General features: G+C 49.2%; 11 protein-coding genes. 6 read left to right on the top strand and 5 right to left on the bottom strand.

Translation table 11 applies throughout. The features are described 5' to 3' along the window. Positions 1-95: 95 nt before the first annotated feature. From hemE to Enr17x_RS11850, 3 genes are all read right to left on the bottom strand, one after another. A complete protein-coding gene (hemE, locus tag Enr17x_RS11860) occupies positions 96-1154 on the bottom strand; it encodes a uroporphyrinogen decarboxylase (protein WP_145308937.1) in 1059 nt (352 codons plus the stop codon). Between the two features lie 125 nt (positions 1155-1279). Then, positions 1280-2110, bottom strand: a complete 831-nt coding sequence (locus tag Enr17x_RS11855) for a uroporphyrinogen-III synthase (RefSeq protein ID WP_145308935.1) — start codon at positions 2108-2110, stop codon at positions 1280-1282. Positions 2111-2264: 154 nt separating this feature from the next. Next, positions 2265-3233, bottom strand: a complete 969-nt coding sequence (locus Enr17x_RS11850) for a hypothetical protein (protein ID WP_145308933.1) — start codon at positions 3231-3233, stop codon at positions 2265-2267. A gap of 503 nt (positions 3234-3736) precedes the next feature. Between Enr17x_RS11850 and glgB the strand changes: the two genes are divergently transcribed. From glgB to Enr17x_RS11835, 3 genes are all read left to right on the top strand, one after another. Continuing rightward, positions 3737-5755 (top strand): 1,4-alpha-glucan branching protein GlgB, encoded by a 2019-nt coding sequence (glgB, locus tag Enr17x_RS11845; RefSeq protein WP_261343486.1) that lies wholly within the window; start codon positions 3737-3739, stop codon positions 5753-5755. Positions 5756-6348: 593 nt separating this feature from the next. Beyond that, positions 6349-7644, top strand: a complete 1296-nt coding sequence (locus Enr17x_RS11840; protein WP_198001110.1) for a DUF1444 family protein — start codon at positions 6349-6351, stop codon at positions 7642-7644. Positions 7645-7675: 31 nt separating this feature from the next. Next, a complete protein-coding gene (locus Enr17x_RS11835; protein WP_145308929.1) occupies positions 7676-8485 on the top strand; it encodes an MBL fold metallo-hydrolase in 810 nt (269 codons plus the stop codon). A gap of 41 nt (positions 8486-8526) precedes the next feature. Here the strand turns inward: Enr17x_RS11835 and Enr17x_RS11830 are convergent, their stop codons facing one another. Together Enr17x_RS11830 and Enr17x_RS11825 are read right to left on the bottom strand one after the other, a co-directional pair. Next, positions 8527-9903: a LysM peptidoglycan-binding domain-containing protein gene (locus Enr17x_RS11830; protein ID WP_145308927.1), complete on the bottom strand. Its 1377-nt coding sequence runs from the start codon at positions 9901-9903 to the stop codon at positions 8527-8529. Between the two features lie 372 nt (positions 9904-10275). Beyond that, positions 10276-12126 carry an ExeA family protein gene (locus tag Enr17x_RS11825; RefSeq protein WP_145308925.1) on the bottom strand — a complete coding sequence of 617 codons (1851 nt, stop codon included), beginning with the start codon at positions 12124-12126 and terminating at the stop codon, positions 10276-10278. Between the two features lie 627 nt (positions 12127-12753). Here Enr17x_RS11825 and Enr17x_RS11820 point away from each other — a divergent pair. Genes Enr17x_RS11820 through ybeY form a run of 3 tightly spaced genes read left to right on the top strand, consistent with a single transcriptional unit; the run spans position 12754 to position 16610 of the window. Beyond that, positions 12754-13719: a PhoH family protein gene (locus tag Enr17x_RS11820; RefSeq protein WP_145308924.1), complete on the top strand. Its 966-nt coding sequence runs from the start codon at positions 12754-12756 to the stop codon at positions 13717-13719. A 52-nt stretch (positions 13720-13771) separates the two neighbouring features. Beyond that, positions 13772-16093, top strand: coding sequence for an HD family phosphohydrolase (locus Enr17x_RS11815; RefSeq protein ID WP_145308922.1), 2322 nt, complete (start codon positions 13772-13774; stop codon positions 16091-16093). Between the two features lie 19 nt (positions 16094-16112). Further along, on the top strand, positions 16113-16610 hold the full coding sequence (gene ybeY / locus Enr17x_RS11810; protein WP_145308920.1) for an rRNA maturation RNase YbeY: 498 nt from the start codon (positions 16113-16115) through the stop codon (positions 16608-16610). Positions 16611-16639 lie beyond the last annotated feature (29 nt).

Raw genomic sequence — 16639 nt, 5'->3', positions numbered from 1 at the left:
CAAGGGCAATAGCACACTGTCGGCCACGGTTTGATCTTACATAGCTCACTCTGTCGACCTCATCATCCTGTTTAGAGATATTAAATAAACGCTACTTATCGGCTGCCCAGTTCATGCACGATTTCGACGAGGGCTTTTACATTGTCGGGATTCATGTCGGGCATGACGCCATGACCGAGATTGAAAATGTGTCCGTTCCGGCCGCCGGCGGCATCGAGAACCGACTTAGCTTTCTCTCTCAACACCGGTATGTCTGCATAGAGGGCAATCGGATCAAGGTTCCCCTGCACGGCGACGTCGGGGCCTAAAATCTCCCAGGCATCAGCCAGATTGATTCGCCAGTCGAGACCAAACACCTGACCGCCCGTCTGCTTCTGTAATGGAATCAACGCCGGGTTTCCCGTGAGGAAATTGATCACCGGCGCATGTTCCTGCACGCCGGCGACAAGTCTTGCCGTATAGGGTGCCACGTACTGCTGATAGTCTTCAGGAGAAAGACAACCGGCCCAGCTGTCGAAGATCTGCACGGCCTGACAGCCGGCTTCGATTTGCCGTTGGAGATAGACAATCAGATTATCGACGAAGCGATCCATTAACGCCTTCCAGGCACCGGGGTCGTTATACATCATCTGTTTGGTGCGGCGGTAATTTTTCGAACTGCCGCCCTCGATGGCGTAGCTGGCCAGTGTAAACGGACAGCCGGCGAAGCCGAGCAGAGGAATGTCGGCGGGCAAATCGGCACGAATCAGTTTGACCGCATCGAAAACGAACTCCAGACAATTCATATCGGCGATGTCGGTGAGCCGATCGACGTGTGAGGAATCGGCGAGCGGATTGTGAATGACCGGGCCTTCTCCTTTGACATATTCGAGGTCGAGCCCCATCGGTTCCAGAATTGGTAAGAGATCGGCGAACAGAATTGCGGCATCGACACCAAGTACCCGTTGTGCGGTAAGCGTGACTTCCGCCGCCAGGGAAGGCGTTTTGCAGAGATCGATGAACGTCGTTTTGTTACGTACGGCCATGTATTCGGGTAAATAGCGTCCCGCCTGTCGCATAATCCAGATCGGCGTGGTGTCTACAGGTTCGCGGCGGACCGCTTTCATAAAACGACTATTCTGATAACTGGCGTTCTCCGCCATTTGAGAATTCATTTTCAGTTCTTTCAAGTACGATTTCTGTGATTGCTCAATATTCCGATTATTTTAGCAGGTATCAGAGCGGACTGAAATTCTGACGAAGCCGGTTTCCCGGAAACAACCTGATTCGGGAACGAGACTTAACGTTTCTTCGCGAGAATTTCCGGTGCTGCTGCAAGGGCATCTTTGACAAGGGGCCCCATTTTAGGAGGACTCGATTCAAAATCGACGGGAAGCCCGACTTGCTGCAGTGCTTCCGAACAGGCAGGACCAACCGAGGCAATCATCGTTTTGGCAGCCGCCTGCAGCCATTCGTCTTTGGCGTTCTCTTCGTCCGCGATCTGCAGGACGTGCGTGATCTGCTGGGCGCTGGTAAACATCAGCACGTCAAATTCATTTTGAATGGTCGCGTGGACCGCGTCTCTTAAACCACTGGTATCCGCTGGCAGTGCCCAGCGATACACGGTGACAGGCAGAACCTGTGCCCCGCGTTTGCGAAGTTCGTCGTAGAATTCCTGTACGGGTTTTCCATATTCCTGAACAGCGATGTGTTTGCCTGTCACCGAAAAGTTTTCGTCATCCCACACGGAAATGAGTTCATGCCAGGTGTTCGGCTCGGGCGCAGTGTAATGAATGGGGACTTCCCAGTTGCGCAGGACGACCGTCGGTTTCGGCCCGCGGACCGTGACGATGATTTTTTTGAGGGCAGCGAGAAACTGTTCCCGCGGGAAATACAGTTCTACCGCATCCAGTAACGCGGTCGCACCGACGCCCGTCATAAAGACCATCACATCGATTTCATTTTGAAACAGTTTTTCGCAGAACGCCTTGACCTGCTCGTTATCTTCCAGCGGAATTTCATCCATGGAATGGACGAGTGTCGGCTGCCCCTGATTTCGTTCAATCAGCGCCCGCATGGCATCACTTTTACGGCTTTCAAAACTGCAGACACGTAACAGGGTATCAGTCATCGAGAAATATCACCATTCGGAAAAAAGAAGCGAGAGAGCTATGTAATGCAATTATAGGAGGCGGCAGAATCGCAGAGAATGCTTGAAAGCGGCTTTCTTTCAGAGAACCCTGTTTTCGTCGTGGAACGCAGGCAGTCAGATTGAGCCGGTGCGTTTACTGTTTCGGTTTGACGCGAAAACTGGTTAACCACTGTTGAAAATCGGCATCGACTTCAGAAAGATCATGCACATTCAATAACTGCTGCAAGGTCCGCTGCCCGGTTTCGTCGAATTCTCTGTTCGTCCGCAATTTTCGATAAAAGGGAGAGAGCAACCGCTTCTGTTGCAGATACAGACAGAAGTAACGGGCATAAGCATAGGTCAACGCTTCCCGATCAGTATTGATGCGGATCTGTTGCACCATCGATTTTAAATCGGGTAGCTGATTCCGATCCAACGCCGACAATAAGATCTGAACACGCCAGTTGGAAATCCCCACCAGCTGATTGCCTTCGTCCGAAAATTCACACTGTTCGTGCAAAGAGGCCAGCCCTTCGTCAAACCATTCCGGCATGTCAGGATAATCGATCTGAGCCAGCGCGTGGGTGAGTTCATGCCCCAGAGTTCCGCTTCCCGTTGTCAGGTTGAGGACGATTCGCATTTCATCAGACTGGAAATAGCCGTAATAAGAGCCGGTTTTCCTCTGATCGAGATCGTAAGCGACCTGCTGGTAGCGCTCCTGACTGGAGAGCGCAATAATGGTAATCGGACGGTCCGGCTGTAAATCAAAGTAGGAAACGTTAAGTGCATACTCGGTCGGCTGAATCGCTTTGCGGTGCAGGGCATCCAGCGTCTTTGTTTCATAATCCCCGATTAGAATATACGGCGCTCTGACCAGCAGATTCGTAGGGATCGAAATGCGTTGCTGAATCTGTTTGGCCTGTGTTTCACACTCTGCCAGCAGACGTGATGACGGCTGCAGCAATTTAATCTCGGGTGCTGACTGGAATGTTTCCGGTGCGCTGAGACGGACCGCATTCGATGAGGCACGTCCTTCCTGAGTCCCCGAAAAGATCAGAAAGTAAAAGCCTGCCATCAGAACGAATGGTCCTGCGATTAACAGTGCATGGCGGTGAATAGACAAAAGCAACCCCTGAACTGAACCAGCCAGATCTCTCAGGCTGGAGTTCGAAAGAGATGAAGTGTTATACAGATAGTAACGACCTTCTATTATAGTTTGCGGTAGACACAATCACTTGAGTAAAGGTGAACCGAATTCGGATTTTCGACCATGTTGCGGCCTTTCTGAGTGCTTTATTCCTCTTGATCGCCGCTGATTGCCCAACCAGGAAATTCACCATAACCAGAACAGATTAACAAACAACTCTTCTGGTTCCCCCAAAACGGGGCCAGGCGGAATGAACTGCGCGTAGCGGAAAAAGCGGATTAAGGATGGGTAACAATCTGGTCGAAATTTAGTTATACTAGACTTACTGATTATAATGGTTTGCCAGCCTGTAGCTCGAATTCAGGTTGCGCGTTGTGTTTCCGAAATGATTTAACCCCGGCAGGACAACTTCCTGACTGACATGGTTTTGTTAAATCTGATTTGGAATCAAATAAATTGACGGTGAAATATAAGCTCCGATGGGTCAATCCTCTCACTTTGAAACAAATCAGAACCGATCGGTGGCCCCCTGGCGCGTCAAGCGGCGGCATAGCAAGCCCCAAGCCAGACGACCTTTATTTACACCTGCAGAACTTCATGCACTTAAGACTGGAATGCACTGTACTATGTATAATTCAATGGGCGCACACCCTGACGAAGTCAATGGGATCAAAGGAACTCGATTTGCCGTCTGGGCTCCCAATGCACAAGAAGTATGTGTGATTTGTGACAAGAATCACTGGAAGCACGGGGAAAACTATCTCAATTCCAGTGATGCGGGTGTCTGGTCCGGATTTTTTCCGGAAATCTCTGACGGAGACGCCTACAAGTTCAGTCTGCGGGGGCAAAACGGTGAGTTTTTCGAGAAAAGTGATCCCTACGCGTTCTACTCAGAACTGCGTCCCAAAACGGCATCTATCGTTTACAATCTCGAAAATTTCCCCTGGCAAGATACGCAATGGATCGACAAGCGCAAAGAAGTCAACTGGCACGACCAGCCGATCTCGATCTATGAAGTGCACCTCGGCTCCTGGAAACGTCCTAAAGACGGACGCCAGTTCTTTACCTATCGCGAGTTAGCAAAACAGCTCGTCGAATATGTGAAACAGATGGGTTACACGCATATTCAATTGATGCCGATCACAGAGCATCCCTTTGATGGTTCCTGGGGTTATCAGACGACTGGTTACTTTTCCCCCACCAGTCGCTTTGGAACTCCACATGACCTGATGTATTTCGTCGATTACTGTCACCAGGCCGACATCGGCGTCCTGTTCGACTGGGTTCCCGGCCATTTCCCTACCGACGGTCACTCCCTGGGTCGCTTTGATGGGACCTGCCTGTACGAGCATGAAGATCCACGCAAAGGATTTCACCCGGACTGGGGTACGTACATCTTCAATTACGGCCGGAATGAAATCCGCGACTTCCTGCTCTCCAGTGCCCATTTCTGGATTGATAAATACCACTTTGACGGATTGAGAGTCGATGCCGTTGCCTCGATGCTCTACCTGGACTATTCACGCCAGGAAGGGGAATGGGTACCGAACTCCAGCGGGGGACGGGAAAATCTGGAAGCGATCCAGTTCCTGAAAGACGCCAATACCAGCCTGCACGGAGAATACCCCGGAATCCTGACGATTGCGGAAGAATCCACTTCCTGGGGCGGCGTTTCGCACCCGGTTTATAACGGCGGCCTGGGGTTCAATATGAAATGGGATATGGGCTGGATGAACGATACCCTCCGGTATATGCATTTCGATCCGATTTACCGCTCGCATCATCAGGGTGAGCTCTCTTTCAGAATGATCTATGCCTTTACTGAAAATTTTGTGCTGCCTTTATCCCACGATGAAGTCGTGCACGGCAAACGTTCGTTACTCTCGCAAATGCCCGGTGATCTATGGCAGCAGTTTGCGAATCTGCGACTGCTGTATGGTTACCAATACACCATGCCTGGCAAAAAACTGCTGTTCATGGGAGGCGAGTTAGCGCAATGGCACGAATGGGATCATGACAATGAACTCGACTGGAAACTGATTGGCCACGATCACCATGACGGAATCCGGCGTTTGATTGGTGACTTGAACTATCTATACCGCTCTGAAAAATCGCTGTTCGAAACCGATTTCAACTCGTCCGGTTTTTCCTGGATCCAATGCGACGATTCCAAAAACAGTGTATTCGCATTCCAGAGAATTTCCGCGGAAAGCGAAGAGAATGTGATTGTGATCGCGAATTTCACCCCTGTTCCGCGGGATGGCTATCGGATTGGCGTTCCCAAAGCCGGATTCTACAACGAAATTATCAATAGTGACGCGGAGATCTACGGCGGTTCGAACATCGGAAATGCAGGGGGGGTCTACAGCGAAAAGATCAACAGCCATGGCCTGGATCATAGTATCACTCTGAACCTGCCGCCATTGGGCCTACTGATCATGAAGCCGGTTACCACCAATAAGCAGCTGGATCAGAAGAAAAAAGAGAGTCCCACCTAAACGGGTGTCAAGAGAGTAAAAGCGAGGAATAAATTTCTCAATAGAAAAGACTGGAAATTGCTGACGCACCAATTTATGATGGTGCTCAATCTTCAGCTTCAAACGCTCAAGATATAAAAAAAAGGACGCCGCTGAGTGTATAGGCGCTCGCCCAAACAGTCCCGACAAGGGAAAGTTCGGCTATACTCCCCAGCAGCGTATCCTTTGGTGAAGTTCAAGTAAGATAAAGAACATTTCTTTCAGTTCTCATCTGGAATTGTTTCTAAAGCAAACGTCGTACCAGCGAATGCCCGTTCTTGGAAAGTTTTTTGTAAGACACTGTAATACAAGAACTTACAATCTCAATTAAATATTTTCGAGAATCGATCCTGTCTTAATTTTTCGTGATCTGCCCTGCTGGAGGGCATTTTGCTGCTTAGTTAGACAGCAGGTTGGCGCAAAAAGTATCTCAGATTTTCCGATAGAGTTGTTTCTGTAAATCGTCTACTATGGAGTCTCTGGAAGACACCTTGCGAATCAGCGAGAAGTGGGCCTCTATCTAATCTCCGCTGATTCATCAATCAGAATCATTTCTTGTGCTGATGGTGATTTTTTTGTCTGAATTGCATTTTGATCAATGGGCCAACTACACCGGGCCAGCGAATTGGTATTCACTCTCCTATCCATCGAATTGGATCAAGGATGAAAAAGAGGGGATTCTTCAGCTTAGCCCCCCTGATGGAAATGCCACGCTCACGATCAGCTGCCACTGGAAATCAGAGCTGCCACAATTCAATTCCGAGTCGAATCTGGAAGTCGATTTTGACCAGTTGTTTGTCAAACATCGCAATATTCAGAGCCGCGGCCCTCTTGCCATTGAACATGAATCGATTGGCTATTCAGGGGAAGCCGTCATTCAAAAAAACAGGTCCTGGTGGAAAGCGTTACTTGCATCTCTCCCCGGTTTCCCCCAAAACTGGCACTATTGGAACTTGTGGTTGATCAAAGAACGATCCATCCAGATGGTCGTGACTTTTTTCTATGATCCCGAACAGCATGAGGATTATTTTGAAGCCGTCCAGCTCATTCTGCACTCGATCCAGCTCTCGCTGAATCCGGCGAATCCACCAGATCTGTTTGCAGATGAAGTGCTGGAACTGGCGCAGCAGAAATTCCCCTTGATTACGTCGCAGATTCTCCCCGGATTTCGGTTAAAATTTGGTGAATCTGAGATGAACCTGACCAATTTTTACCGGGCCTATCTGACAACACCCGACAACTTTCAGAAACAGATCACGACAGCGCTGGTCACCATCTTGCAGATTAATGAATGGGGTGATGCCCAGACGGAGCCGGAATTATCGCAGATTCAAGACCGCATCATGCCGATTCTGTTATCACGCGAGTCGTGGGAAAATAATTTTCCCAACTTTATAGGGCAACCCTGGATTGCCAATTTGGCGATCCTGTATGTGGTCGACGAATCGAACGCATATTGGTATATTCATGAGAAGCTGCTCAGAAAATGGAACATCGATCAAGAACAGCTCCATCAGATTGCACTGGATAATCTGGACCGCTATTTTGATCACAATCAAATTGAGTTGATCTGCATGTCGAAGGAAGAGGGCCCGAATATGATTATTCAGAGCAGGCCGGACGCCTATAACGCGTCGCAGGTTCTGAGCCCTTCTTTCCATCAGCAGGCCCGCAGATTTCTGGGAAGCGAATTTCTGGCCGGAGTTCCGAACCGCGATTTTCTGCTTGCCATCAGTTTAAGTGAGTCCCATGTGATCGAAAAAATCCAGCACAATATCGCCAGTGACTATTTAACCATGGACCACCCGCTGACAGATCAATTACTTGTTGTGACCGCAGATGGCGTGAGTGAATATTGTGGTGTGAGCTGATCTGCGCCACTTCAAAAGTGATCTAAGAGTAATGCAACAGGAATCGAATCTATTCTCACAACGGTCCGGTGAATTTATCACACTGGGAACCGGAACCAGCGTCGGCATACCGATCATCGGATGCGATTGTGACGTCTGCACCTCTCCCAACCCCAAAAATCAGCGTGGCCGCACTTCGGTCTATGTCGGCGCTCCTGAAGGGGGGTTCTTAATCGACACGCCCCCTGAACTCCGACTTCAGTTGCTGCGGGAACACATCCCCTGGGTGCACGCTGTGCTTTATACTCATAGTCATGCAGACCATATCTTTGGCCTGGACGATGTACGGATCAGCGGCTATCGATTAGAAAAACCGATCATGCTGCACTGCGAGGAAATTGTCGAAGAACAAATCCGCCGCTCATTTAACTACGCATTTGAAGATCCCAAACATAACCAGCATCACATGGCACGTCCGCGGCTTGACTTTAGCAGGGTGAATCTGGAAGCATTTGAATTACTCGGACTGCGAATTCAACCCATTCGACTGATGCACGGCACGCTTCCTATTTTGGGATACCGCATCAACAATATCGCGTTTTGCACCGATGTCAGCGAGATTCCTCCTGAAAGCTGGCAGCATCTGGAAGGTCTCGATTACCTGATCATCGACGCGCTGCGGATAAAACCGCATCCCACGCATTTTAATCTGGAACAGAGCCTGGAAGTCGTAGAACGCGTCAAACCGAAGCGAGCGTATTTCACGCACATTTCGCATTCACTGGAACATGAAGAAATCAACGCCAGCTTGCCGGACCATATCGAACTGGCATTTGACGGACTCTCGCTACCGTTGAACTAGATAGGTTCGCTTGAGCACACGCAAAGCCACCAGAATTCCGTCTAAGGCAATTCGAGTTTCATTCCTGGCCGAATATAGTGTGCACTCTTCAACAGGTCACGATTCTTCTGATAGATCTTGAATGCTGCTGACCGCTTTCCATAAATGCGTACGGCGATCGATTCGAGCGTGTCGCCTTTTTTAATCGTATAGGTTTTCAATTTCGCCGTTTTGTTGGACTGCTGTGGCGAATCGGAAAGCTTATCAAACAGTTCGTCGACAATCTCATCGACATTCTCAGGCTGAACCTGCGAGAGCGACTTTCCGGCTCCTTGAGTTCTGGCTTGAGAGCCAGCCTGGGGAGTCAGCGGCGATCGTGGAACCGGAATGAACTTACGGTAGTTTTTGGGAATGGCGTTGGTCCCATTTTTTCCGTCTGTCAGAGTGCCGGATTTCAGCGTCTTCTGCAGTTGCTGCATTGTCTGCTGCTGATCCAGATCCTTGAGCGAACTCTGGTCTGGGGCATTCGACAGTGATTCAATCAAGCCTTCAAATTGAACGGTGGAAGAACCCTTTTTCAATGTTGGTTGAGAGACCATTTGTCCGATCGTCCGTTTACCGGAACGGGCAGAGGTTGCTGTAGAAGATTGACTGTTCGCTGACTGGGGAGTCGCTCCCGCCGGCTGTTGTACGGGAATCCGCAACTGCATTCCCTCACGAATATCATTGGGGCTTCGTAATCGATCACGATTCAGATTAAAAATCTCTTTATACCGACGGCTGGTTCCCAGATAACGAATTGAGATTTCAGATAAGGTCTCACCAGATTTGACGGTATGAATTCGAATTTGCGGCGCCTGTCTGGAATCAGCAGGCCGGGGGGGCTCTCTTCGTTGCTGCGCCGGATTGACATCCCAGGCGTTATTATGCGCTGGCTTGATCGACTCCGTCTCAGACTGAATCGGACGGAGCGTCGTTCCTTGAGAAGCCGGCTCAGCTTCCGGTTGTGTTGGGTTCGGTTCAAAGACTGAGTCACTCAGTTCTGCACTTGTAAACTGCTCCTCAGGTAAATCGATCTCTTTGAGAAAATCAGGCATTTCTCCCCAACGTTCTGCTTTCGATGCTTTGGGGTCCGTCCGGGAAACAGGCGTGGAATGAGAAATCGTGGGCACAGCAACATTCGAACCAGCAGGCTTTTGCTCGTCTGTCATTCCGGTCAGAGTCTGTTCATTTCCCAGTTGGGTATTCAGCCCCTCTTTACCTTTTGTGCCGAAATAAGGCGTGCGATCCTTGTCGGCAATCTGTTCATCCAGATAATGCGGGTCGTTCAACTCGGGAATCTCGACTGTCGTATTCTGATTTTGCCTGAGACAGAATGCTCCCACAAACCCTATTACTAATAACGCTAGTGCTAAACCGACTTTTTTATCTTGATGCATTTGAACCTCGCCTCGAATAGTACGCTGTGTAATTAAGCGTATCGGGCGAAATTCTTTAACAGAAAATCAAAAATTCGCTAGATGGGTGTTGTGCGCAGAGATACCACCACTGGCATCACACTTGAGTCGATCATGCTGAAAATATGGCGAACGGTCAGAACAGACCCACCAGTTGATAGGCTGGTAGCAATTGTAATGCTTAGGAAATCAACGCCTGTTGTAATGTTCTTGGGTCCCAGGTCGCGTTCCCTTGCGCCATCGCGTGTCACGCGGCCTGAATGACCTTGAAAACGCTTTCGCAAAATGCGACATAGACTAGTGGAGTGTCATTTTTCAATTCTTCCCACCCTCAATTTCCAGCTTGACAAAACACTAGCTCAATTCCTGCTTTCGACGTAAACGAGTAAACAAATTTTTATATCTCCCGAAAACGGGCCCTTTGAGATGGGCTGTTCCTGAGTTCTCCGTTCCCGGTTCCTCGGTTTGTGAGTCTAAGCGGATCGATTTGCCCGCAGGCAACTCATATTCCGGTTCCACCATATCAAAAGCGACCGGTTCCTCTTCCGATGCTTCTGTTTCCAGAGATTCCGAATAATTACGAATCTCATTCAGTGCATTTAAAAGCCCTCTGCGTGTCTCGGAGCAGACTTCGTAAACCTGAGCAGCCAACAGTTCTTCAAATGAACCTTCGTCCGCTGAGATTTCTTTCGCCAGAGCCTGGAACACATTTGGCTCCAGACGTTTCAGCTGACTTTCGTCAAAGTTGACCGAGGTGGACTTGGCTGCAGCACTGGCTTCCACCGTTTCCCGCTCTGCTGATGGGACTGGCTTAGCAGACTGCGTTGAAACAGGCTGTCGTACCGTAGGACGAAACTGGGGTGGCTGTAATCGGAGTGGCGAACTCATCACATCGGTATTCTGGTGTGATTCCTGAGGCAGGGTCGCCGGATCCAGGCCCGCATCAATGGCGGCATAACGATCCACAATCTCGACAAAACCATCGGCCGTTTCTACTGAAGCCACCGGCTCAAATTCAGCTGCGGGACTCAGTGCCGCTTCTGTCAAAGCTTCAGCAGCAGCCAGTGACGGCATCACTGGCGCGGGCTCCGGCACGTTTTCGATGGTCTCACTAATCGGTGTTTCTTCAGAATCACTGCCGATTTCGATGGCTTCAATCTCATCCCCGAGCGAGAGTAAGTCAGACGAATCCCAGTCGAAATCATCGGTAGCAGAATCCGTTTCGCTTGCGGATGAGTCCACCAGATCGTTCAATTGATCTTCCATCGAAGTATCAATTTCATAATCAAAGGCATCGTCTTCATCCCGCATTTGTTCCAACTGTTCAGCAGGTTCCGTTTCCCGAAGCTCTTCCAAAGGAGAGCGGGCGGGCAGGGGATCATTCCAGTGCAGGGGAAGTTGCTGCAAATCTTTAAATGCTTCGCGTGTCGTCACCTCTTCAACCACATCTAAGTCCTGCAAATACGCCAGCATCAGGCTATGATCGCAGATCTGATTCAAACACCGTGGCAATCCGTCGCTCACATGCGTGATGAATTTGATGGCGTCTTCCGTGAAATACTCGCGTTCTTCTGTCGCCACACGTTGAATCCGGTACGCAATATATTCTTCCGATTCTTTTCGCGTCATCCGATCTAAATAGACCTGGCATCCGATTCGTTGATTGAGTGACGAAAGCGCCGGCTGAATCAGTGTTTCTTCCAGGGTCGGCTGACCACAGAGCACCAACTGCAAAGCCGGCTTGCCATCGAATGAAATATCCGAAAGCACCCGCAACTCTTCCAGGAAGGAAACGGGTAAAAGATGCGCCTCATCCACAATCAGCATCAGAGGTTGCCCGTGAGCCAGAAACGATGAACGGATTTCTGCTGAGAGTGCGAGCCTCAGTTCCTGCTCACTGACCTTTTCATAACAATCCGTCAAACTGTACAGCAGTGTCTGCAACAATGCCCTGACAGTCGGAAAGTTACAGTGCTCGACAAACTGAATTTGAAACTGATCATCCAGTTGAGCAATTAATTGCTGGCAAACGGCAGTTTTCCCGGTTCCCGCTTCTCCCGTGAGAATCGTAATTCCATTCAAACTCGAATTACTGACCAGGAGCTCATCCAGCACGTTTTGATGCTCTGCAGCTTGAAAAAAACAAGCAGAGGAGGGTGAAACGGTGAAGGGTCGATCCTTGAACCCAAAGTTTGTTTCGTACATTGACAATAGCCTTTTCGCGTTTATTGCATCAGTTCCCAGAGGAAACTGGATGGTTTTGACTCAAAAGGAAACACAGAATCAACAGCGCATTCTTCCTTGAGTTTGATCCTGAATCCTATGAACAATTCATCGAACAGGTTATGGTCACTTCTTGAGCATTACCAATACAATCGGCAGTATCTGAGCAGGGTCACTCAGGTGCATTACCCAAACGCTAGATCTTGACATCAATCCTCCGGAGGAACTCAATTAATTCCGTTTATGCAGAATGGGTAATTTGCCACTCAGAGAGACTGGGGTTCCAGCACTTCACAAATCACGGTTCCAGATACTCCCGATCAAAAAACAGGCATAACAGTGCCTTTTATATTCGCATGTAACTCATTTCATAAATACAATTTACAAAAAAACTCCGTTTTAAGGCCAACTCTCTCCTTTCTCTCTCTGATTTGCTGGAGTAGACTTACAAAGATCAGGACGAGTACGGGAATCTTTCCTGGCTTTCAGTCTCGTTAATATTGAAGTTTTCATCGATTTCAGCGTAGCGAAATTCAATTTTACCTGTCATGATTTTCATCTTCTAAACTGTTTTATTCCTTTTCTCAGGAGGCGCACGTAGAATTTCTGATGTCAGAAGCCACTCTTTCCTTTGCTGATCCCGATCAGATTCCTGTTTTATTGGGGACTCATGATTGTCACATCAGACAAATTCAGGATGCACTAGGTGTGGATGTCGTTCATCGCGGAGATGAACTTCGAATCATCGGCGATGATTCACAAATCCAGAAATCACTCCGTATCTTCTCCGAACTGAGAGCGATTGTTGAAAATACAGGGCAACTCAAAAGCGAGCAGGTGCTGACGGCCCTGTCAAACGGCAACGCATCCAGCAAGCAGGCAAAACAGACTCCGGATGCCACGCCCTCCTCGATCGATCTATTTGAGAAAACCAAAAAGGTTCATCCGCGTACTCCGGGGCAGTCCGATTACATTAAATCGATCGGCGAACATGATCTGGTTTTCTGCACAGGTCCTGCCGGTTGTGGAAAAACTTTTCTGGCAGTCGCGATGGCCATTCACGCCTTACGAACTGAGCGGGTACGAAAAATTGTACTGGTCCGTCCTGCCGTCGAAGCGGGTGAAAAACTGGGCTTTCTGCCCGGCGATATGCTGGCCAAAGTCAATCCCTTTTTACGCCCGCTGTTAGACGCACTCGGCAGTTTGCTCGATTATGAACAAGTCCATCGATACATGGATAATGATATTGTGGAAGTCGTACCTTTAGCGTTTATGCGCGGGCGGACTCTGGATAATACGTTTATCATTATGGACGAAGCACAAAATACAACCGTGACTCAGATGAAAATGTTTCTTACCCGTATGGGTATGGGATCGCAAATTGTGGTTACGGGAGATACTTCTCAGATCGACCTGCCCCCCGATATTTCCTGTGGCATGACCGACGCCATCAATCGCTTACGAAATATTAAAGGTGTGGGAATCGTCCAATTAAAAACTGAAGACATTGTAAGACACAGACTCGTGGGCGAAATTGTAAAAGCCTACCAAAACGAAGACGGTCTGGGTCTCTGATTCTCATCCACATTTCCTCATTCTAAACCCACTTTCAATCCAGGTTGTTTGCATGGCTTTTTTTGGTTCCAAAAAATCCCGAACGGCACTTGCTGCCAGTTTGCGAGATTCTTCCAAACTGAGTTCCAAGCTGCGCGAACTGCTAAGCAATCGTGGGACCCTGTCGCGGCTGAGCGTCTGTCTTTTGACCCTGCTGATTTTAATGGTGGCTGTAGAGAGTTGGAAATCACCGTTCCCGTACCGCCTCGGCATGTACGCAGAACATGGAATTATGGCGAGTGCCTCTTTCAAGGTCGCCAATCCGATCGAGACTGACCGGCAACGCACACAAAAAGAATCGGAAGTCCCCTATTCATTCAAACAGCAGCCCGAACTGATCGAAAAGCTTCCCCTGTTACTCAGAGAAGATCTGGTCGCCATTGCCAAAGCCAAGTCACTGGATGATTTGAACGCCGATTCGCGCGCGGAACTGGGATTAACCTCTTCCCGGCGTCTGGAACAGTTTATCGATCAGTTTCCTGAAGAATCCGAACAGACATTTGCAGAACTCAAATCACTGGTCAGCAGCCCGGATTCCAATGACACGAAAAAAATTGATGCCATTGTTAAGGATTTCAAAAAATTAATCTCCCCATTACTGATCTATGGAATTGTGAATGAAAATGATCTGACCAAAAATCAGATTCGTGCTGATGATGCGATTGCCATTGTTAACGATAATTCGGGGACCAGGAGAATTGTCACCACATTTGATATCCGCCTGCCGAATCAGTTATCTGAAAATGGCGTCATTGGCAGAGAGTGGAAAAACTTCCCACTCCTGGCGCCGATGACTGCCGTGCTCTCGCACTGGATTCATTTCCAGGCACCGACCACTCTGGTCTACGACTCGGCAAGAACATTGCAGGAACGCAATCAGGCCCGGATGCTGGTCGATGAAATATACGACACGTTTCAACGCGGGACGATTCTGGTGGAGCCCGGACAAGCCATTGATGAAACACAGCTTGTATTACTGCGGGCGGAATATGAGGCCAAAGAAGAAGTGGTTCCCGTCTATGAGCGCGTGACGCGGATCACCATTATCTTTCTGATGCTGATTGTACTGGCCGTCCTGAATGGATATCACCTGCTGCGAAACAAGAAAGCAGTCGCCAGAACCGTCAGCAGCTTAAGCATCTATTCCAGCGTGATCATCTTAACGGTCTTCCTCGGTCGGCTGCTTTCTTATGATCCGTGGCGCGCTGAAGTACTTCCGCTGATCGTCACCGTCATGGTCTTTGCCATTGTGTATGACCAGATGATGGCGATCCTGTCGGCGCTCTCTCTCACGCTTTTACTCTGTCTCTCAACGGGAGGCTCTCTGGGACACTTTGTGGTTCTGATGAGTGTCGCCTCTGTCGCGGTGACTTCGCTGGGCACGATTTCCTCCAGGTCCACATTGATTAAGCTTGGATTTGGCATGGGGCTGACGTACTTCCTGGTGTATTGGGGCATTAACCTGATTCAAAGCCAGGAACTTTCCAACGGATTTTTCAATCAACGGGTTCTGTGGGAAAGTCTGCAGGGAGCGGGCTGGTGTCTGGCTGCCGGTTATCTTGTCGCCGGAAGTCTGCCGTTTATTGAATCGCTGTTTGGAGTCGTAACCGATATCAGTCTGCTGGAAATGAGCAATGTGTCCCACCCATTGCTGCAGGAATTAGTCCGTCGCGCTCCAGGAACGTATAACCACTCGATCTCGATGGCCACGATCGGAGAAGCCGCCGCGGATAAAATTGGTGCTAACGGTCTGTTGGTACGCGTGGCCGCCTATTATCATGACATCGGCAAAATGCTGAAACCACAATACTTCATTGAAAACATGGTGGTCGGCAGCGAAAGCCTGCATGACAATCTGGCGCCGGCCATGAGTACGCTGATCATTATCGGGCACGTGAAAGACGGTGTCGATCTGGCGCGTCAGCACAACTTGCCGCAGCCGATTATCGATTTCATCGAACAACATCATGGGACCACGCTGGTAGAATACTTCTTCCGGGAGGCCGAAAAACAGGCTGACCTTAGTCCCGACCACAAAACCGATGCCGAAGAATCGTCGTTCCGCTATCCGGGACCCAAACCGCAAACCAGGGAAGCAGGCGTCATGATGCTGGCCGACGCCGTCGAAAGTGCCAGCCGCACGCTCAGTGATCCGACACCGAAACGCATCAAGTCTCTGGTCCATTCCTTAGTCATGAAGCGTCTGCTGGACGGTCAGTTCAATGAATGCTCCTTAACTTTAAGCGAAATCAATATTGTGGAAGAGTCTCTGGTGAAATCACTCATCGGAATCTATCATGGCCGAATCAAATATCCGGAAGAGCGATCTGCATAACCACCGATAGAAGAACTGCATGAACACCCTGGACCAGTTTCAAATCAACATTCAAAACTCGCAGAATCACATCGTGATCGATGCATCCCAGCTGGAGGCAGCGGCCTGTTATCTTTTACAGTCGGAAAAAGTAAATCAGGCCGACATCAGCCTTGCTGTTTTTGACAATCCCACCGTCCGTGAGCTGAATCAACAATATTTAGCACATGACTATGACACGGACGTCCTGAGTTTTCTGCTGGATTGTCAGATCGATCCAGCGCAACAGATTCCGGAAATCAGGGGCGCCGGTAAGACCATTGAAGGCGAAGTCATCGTCTCTGCTGAAATGGCGGTCGCGATGGCGGAAAAATATCAATGGTCTGCCGAGAATGAGCTTCTGCTGTATGTCGTACATGGTTTATTGCATTTATGCGGTTATGATGATCTGTCAGAAAGCGAGCTCCAGTTGATGCGAACCAGAGAACAACAGATTTTTGATCACTGGGGGCTGAAAATTCCCAGAAGAGAAGAGTGAGAATTCATCTGAATTATTGTAATTCTCAG

This window comes from Gimesia fumaroli (genome assembly GCF_007754425.1).
Lineage (GTDB): Bacteria > Planctomycetota > Planctomycetia > Planctomycetales > Planctomycetaceae > Gimesia > Gimesia fumaroli.
This window is presented reverse-complemented; position numbering and strand designations above follow the sequence as displayed.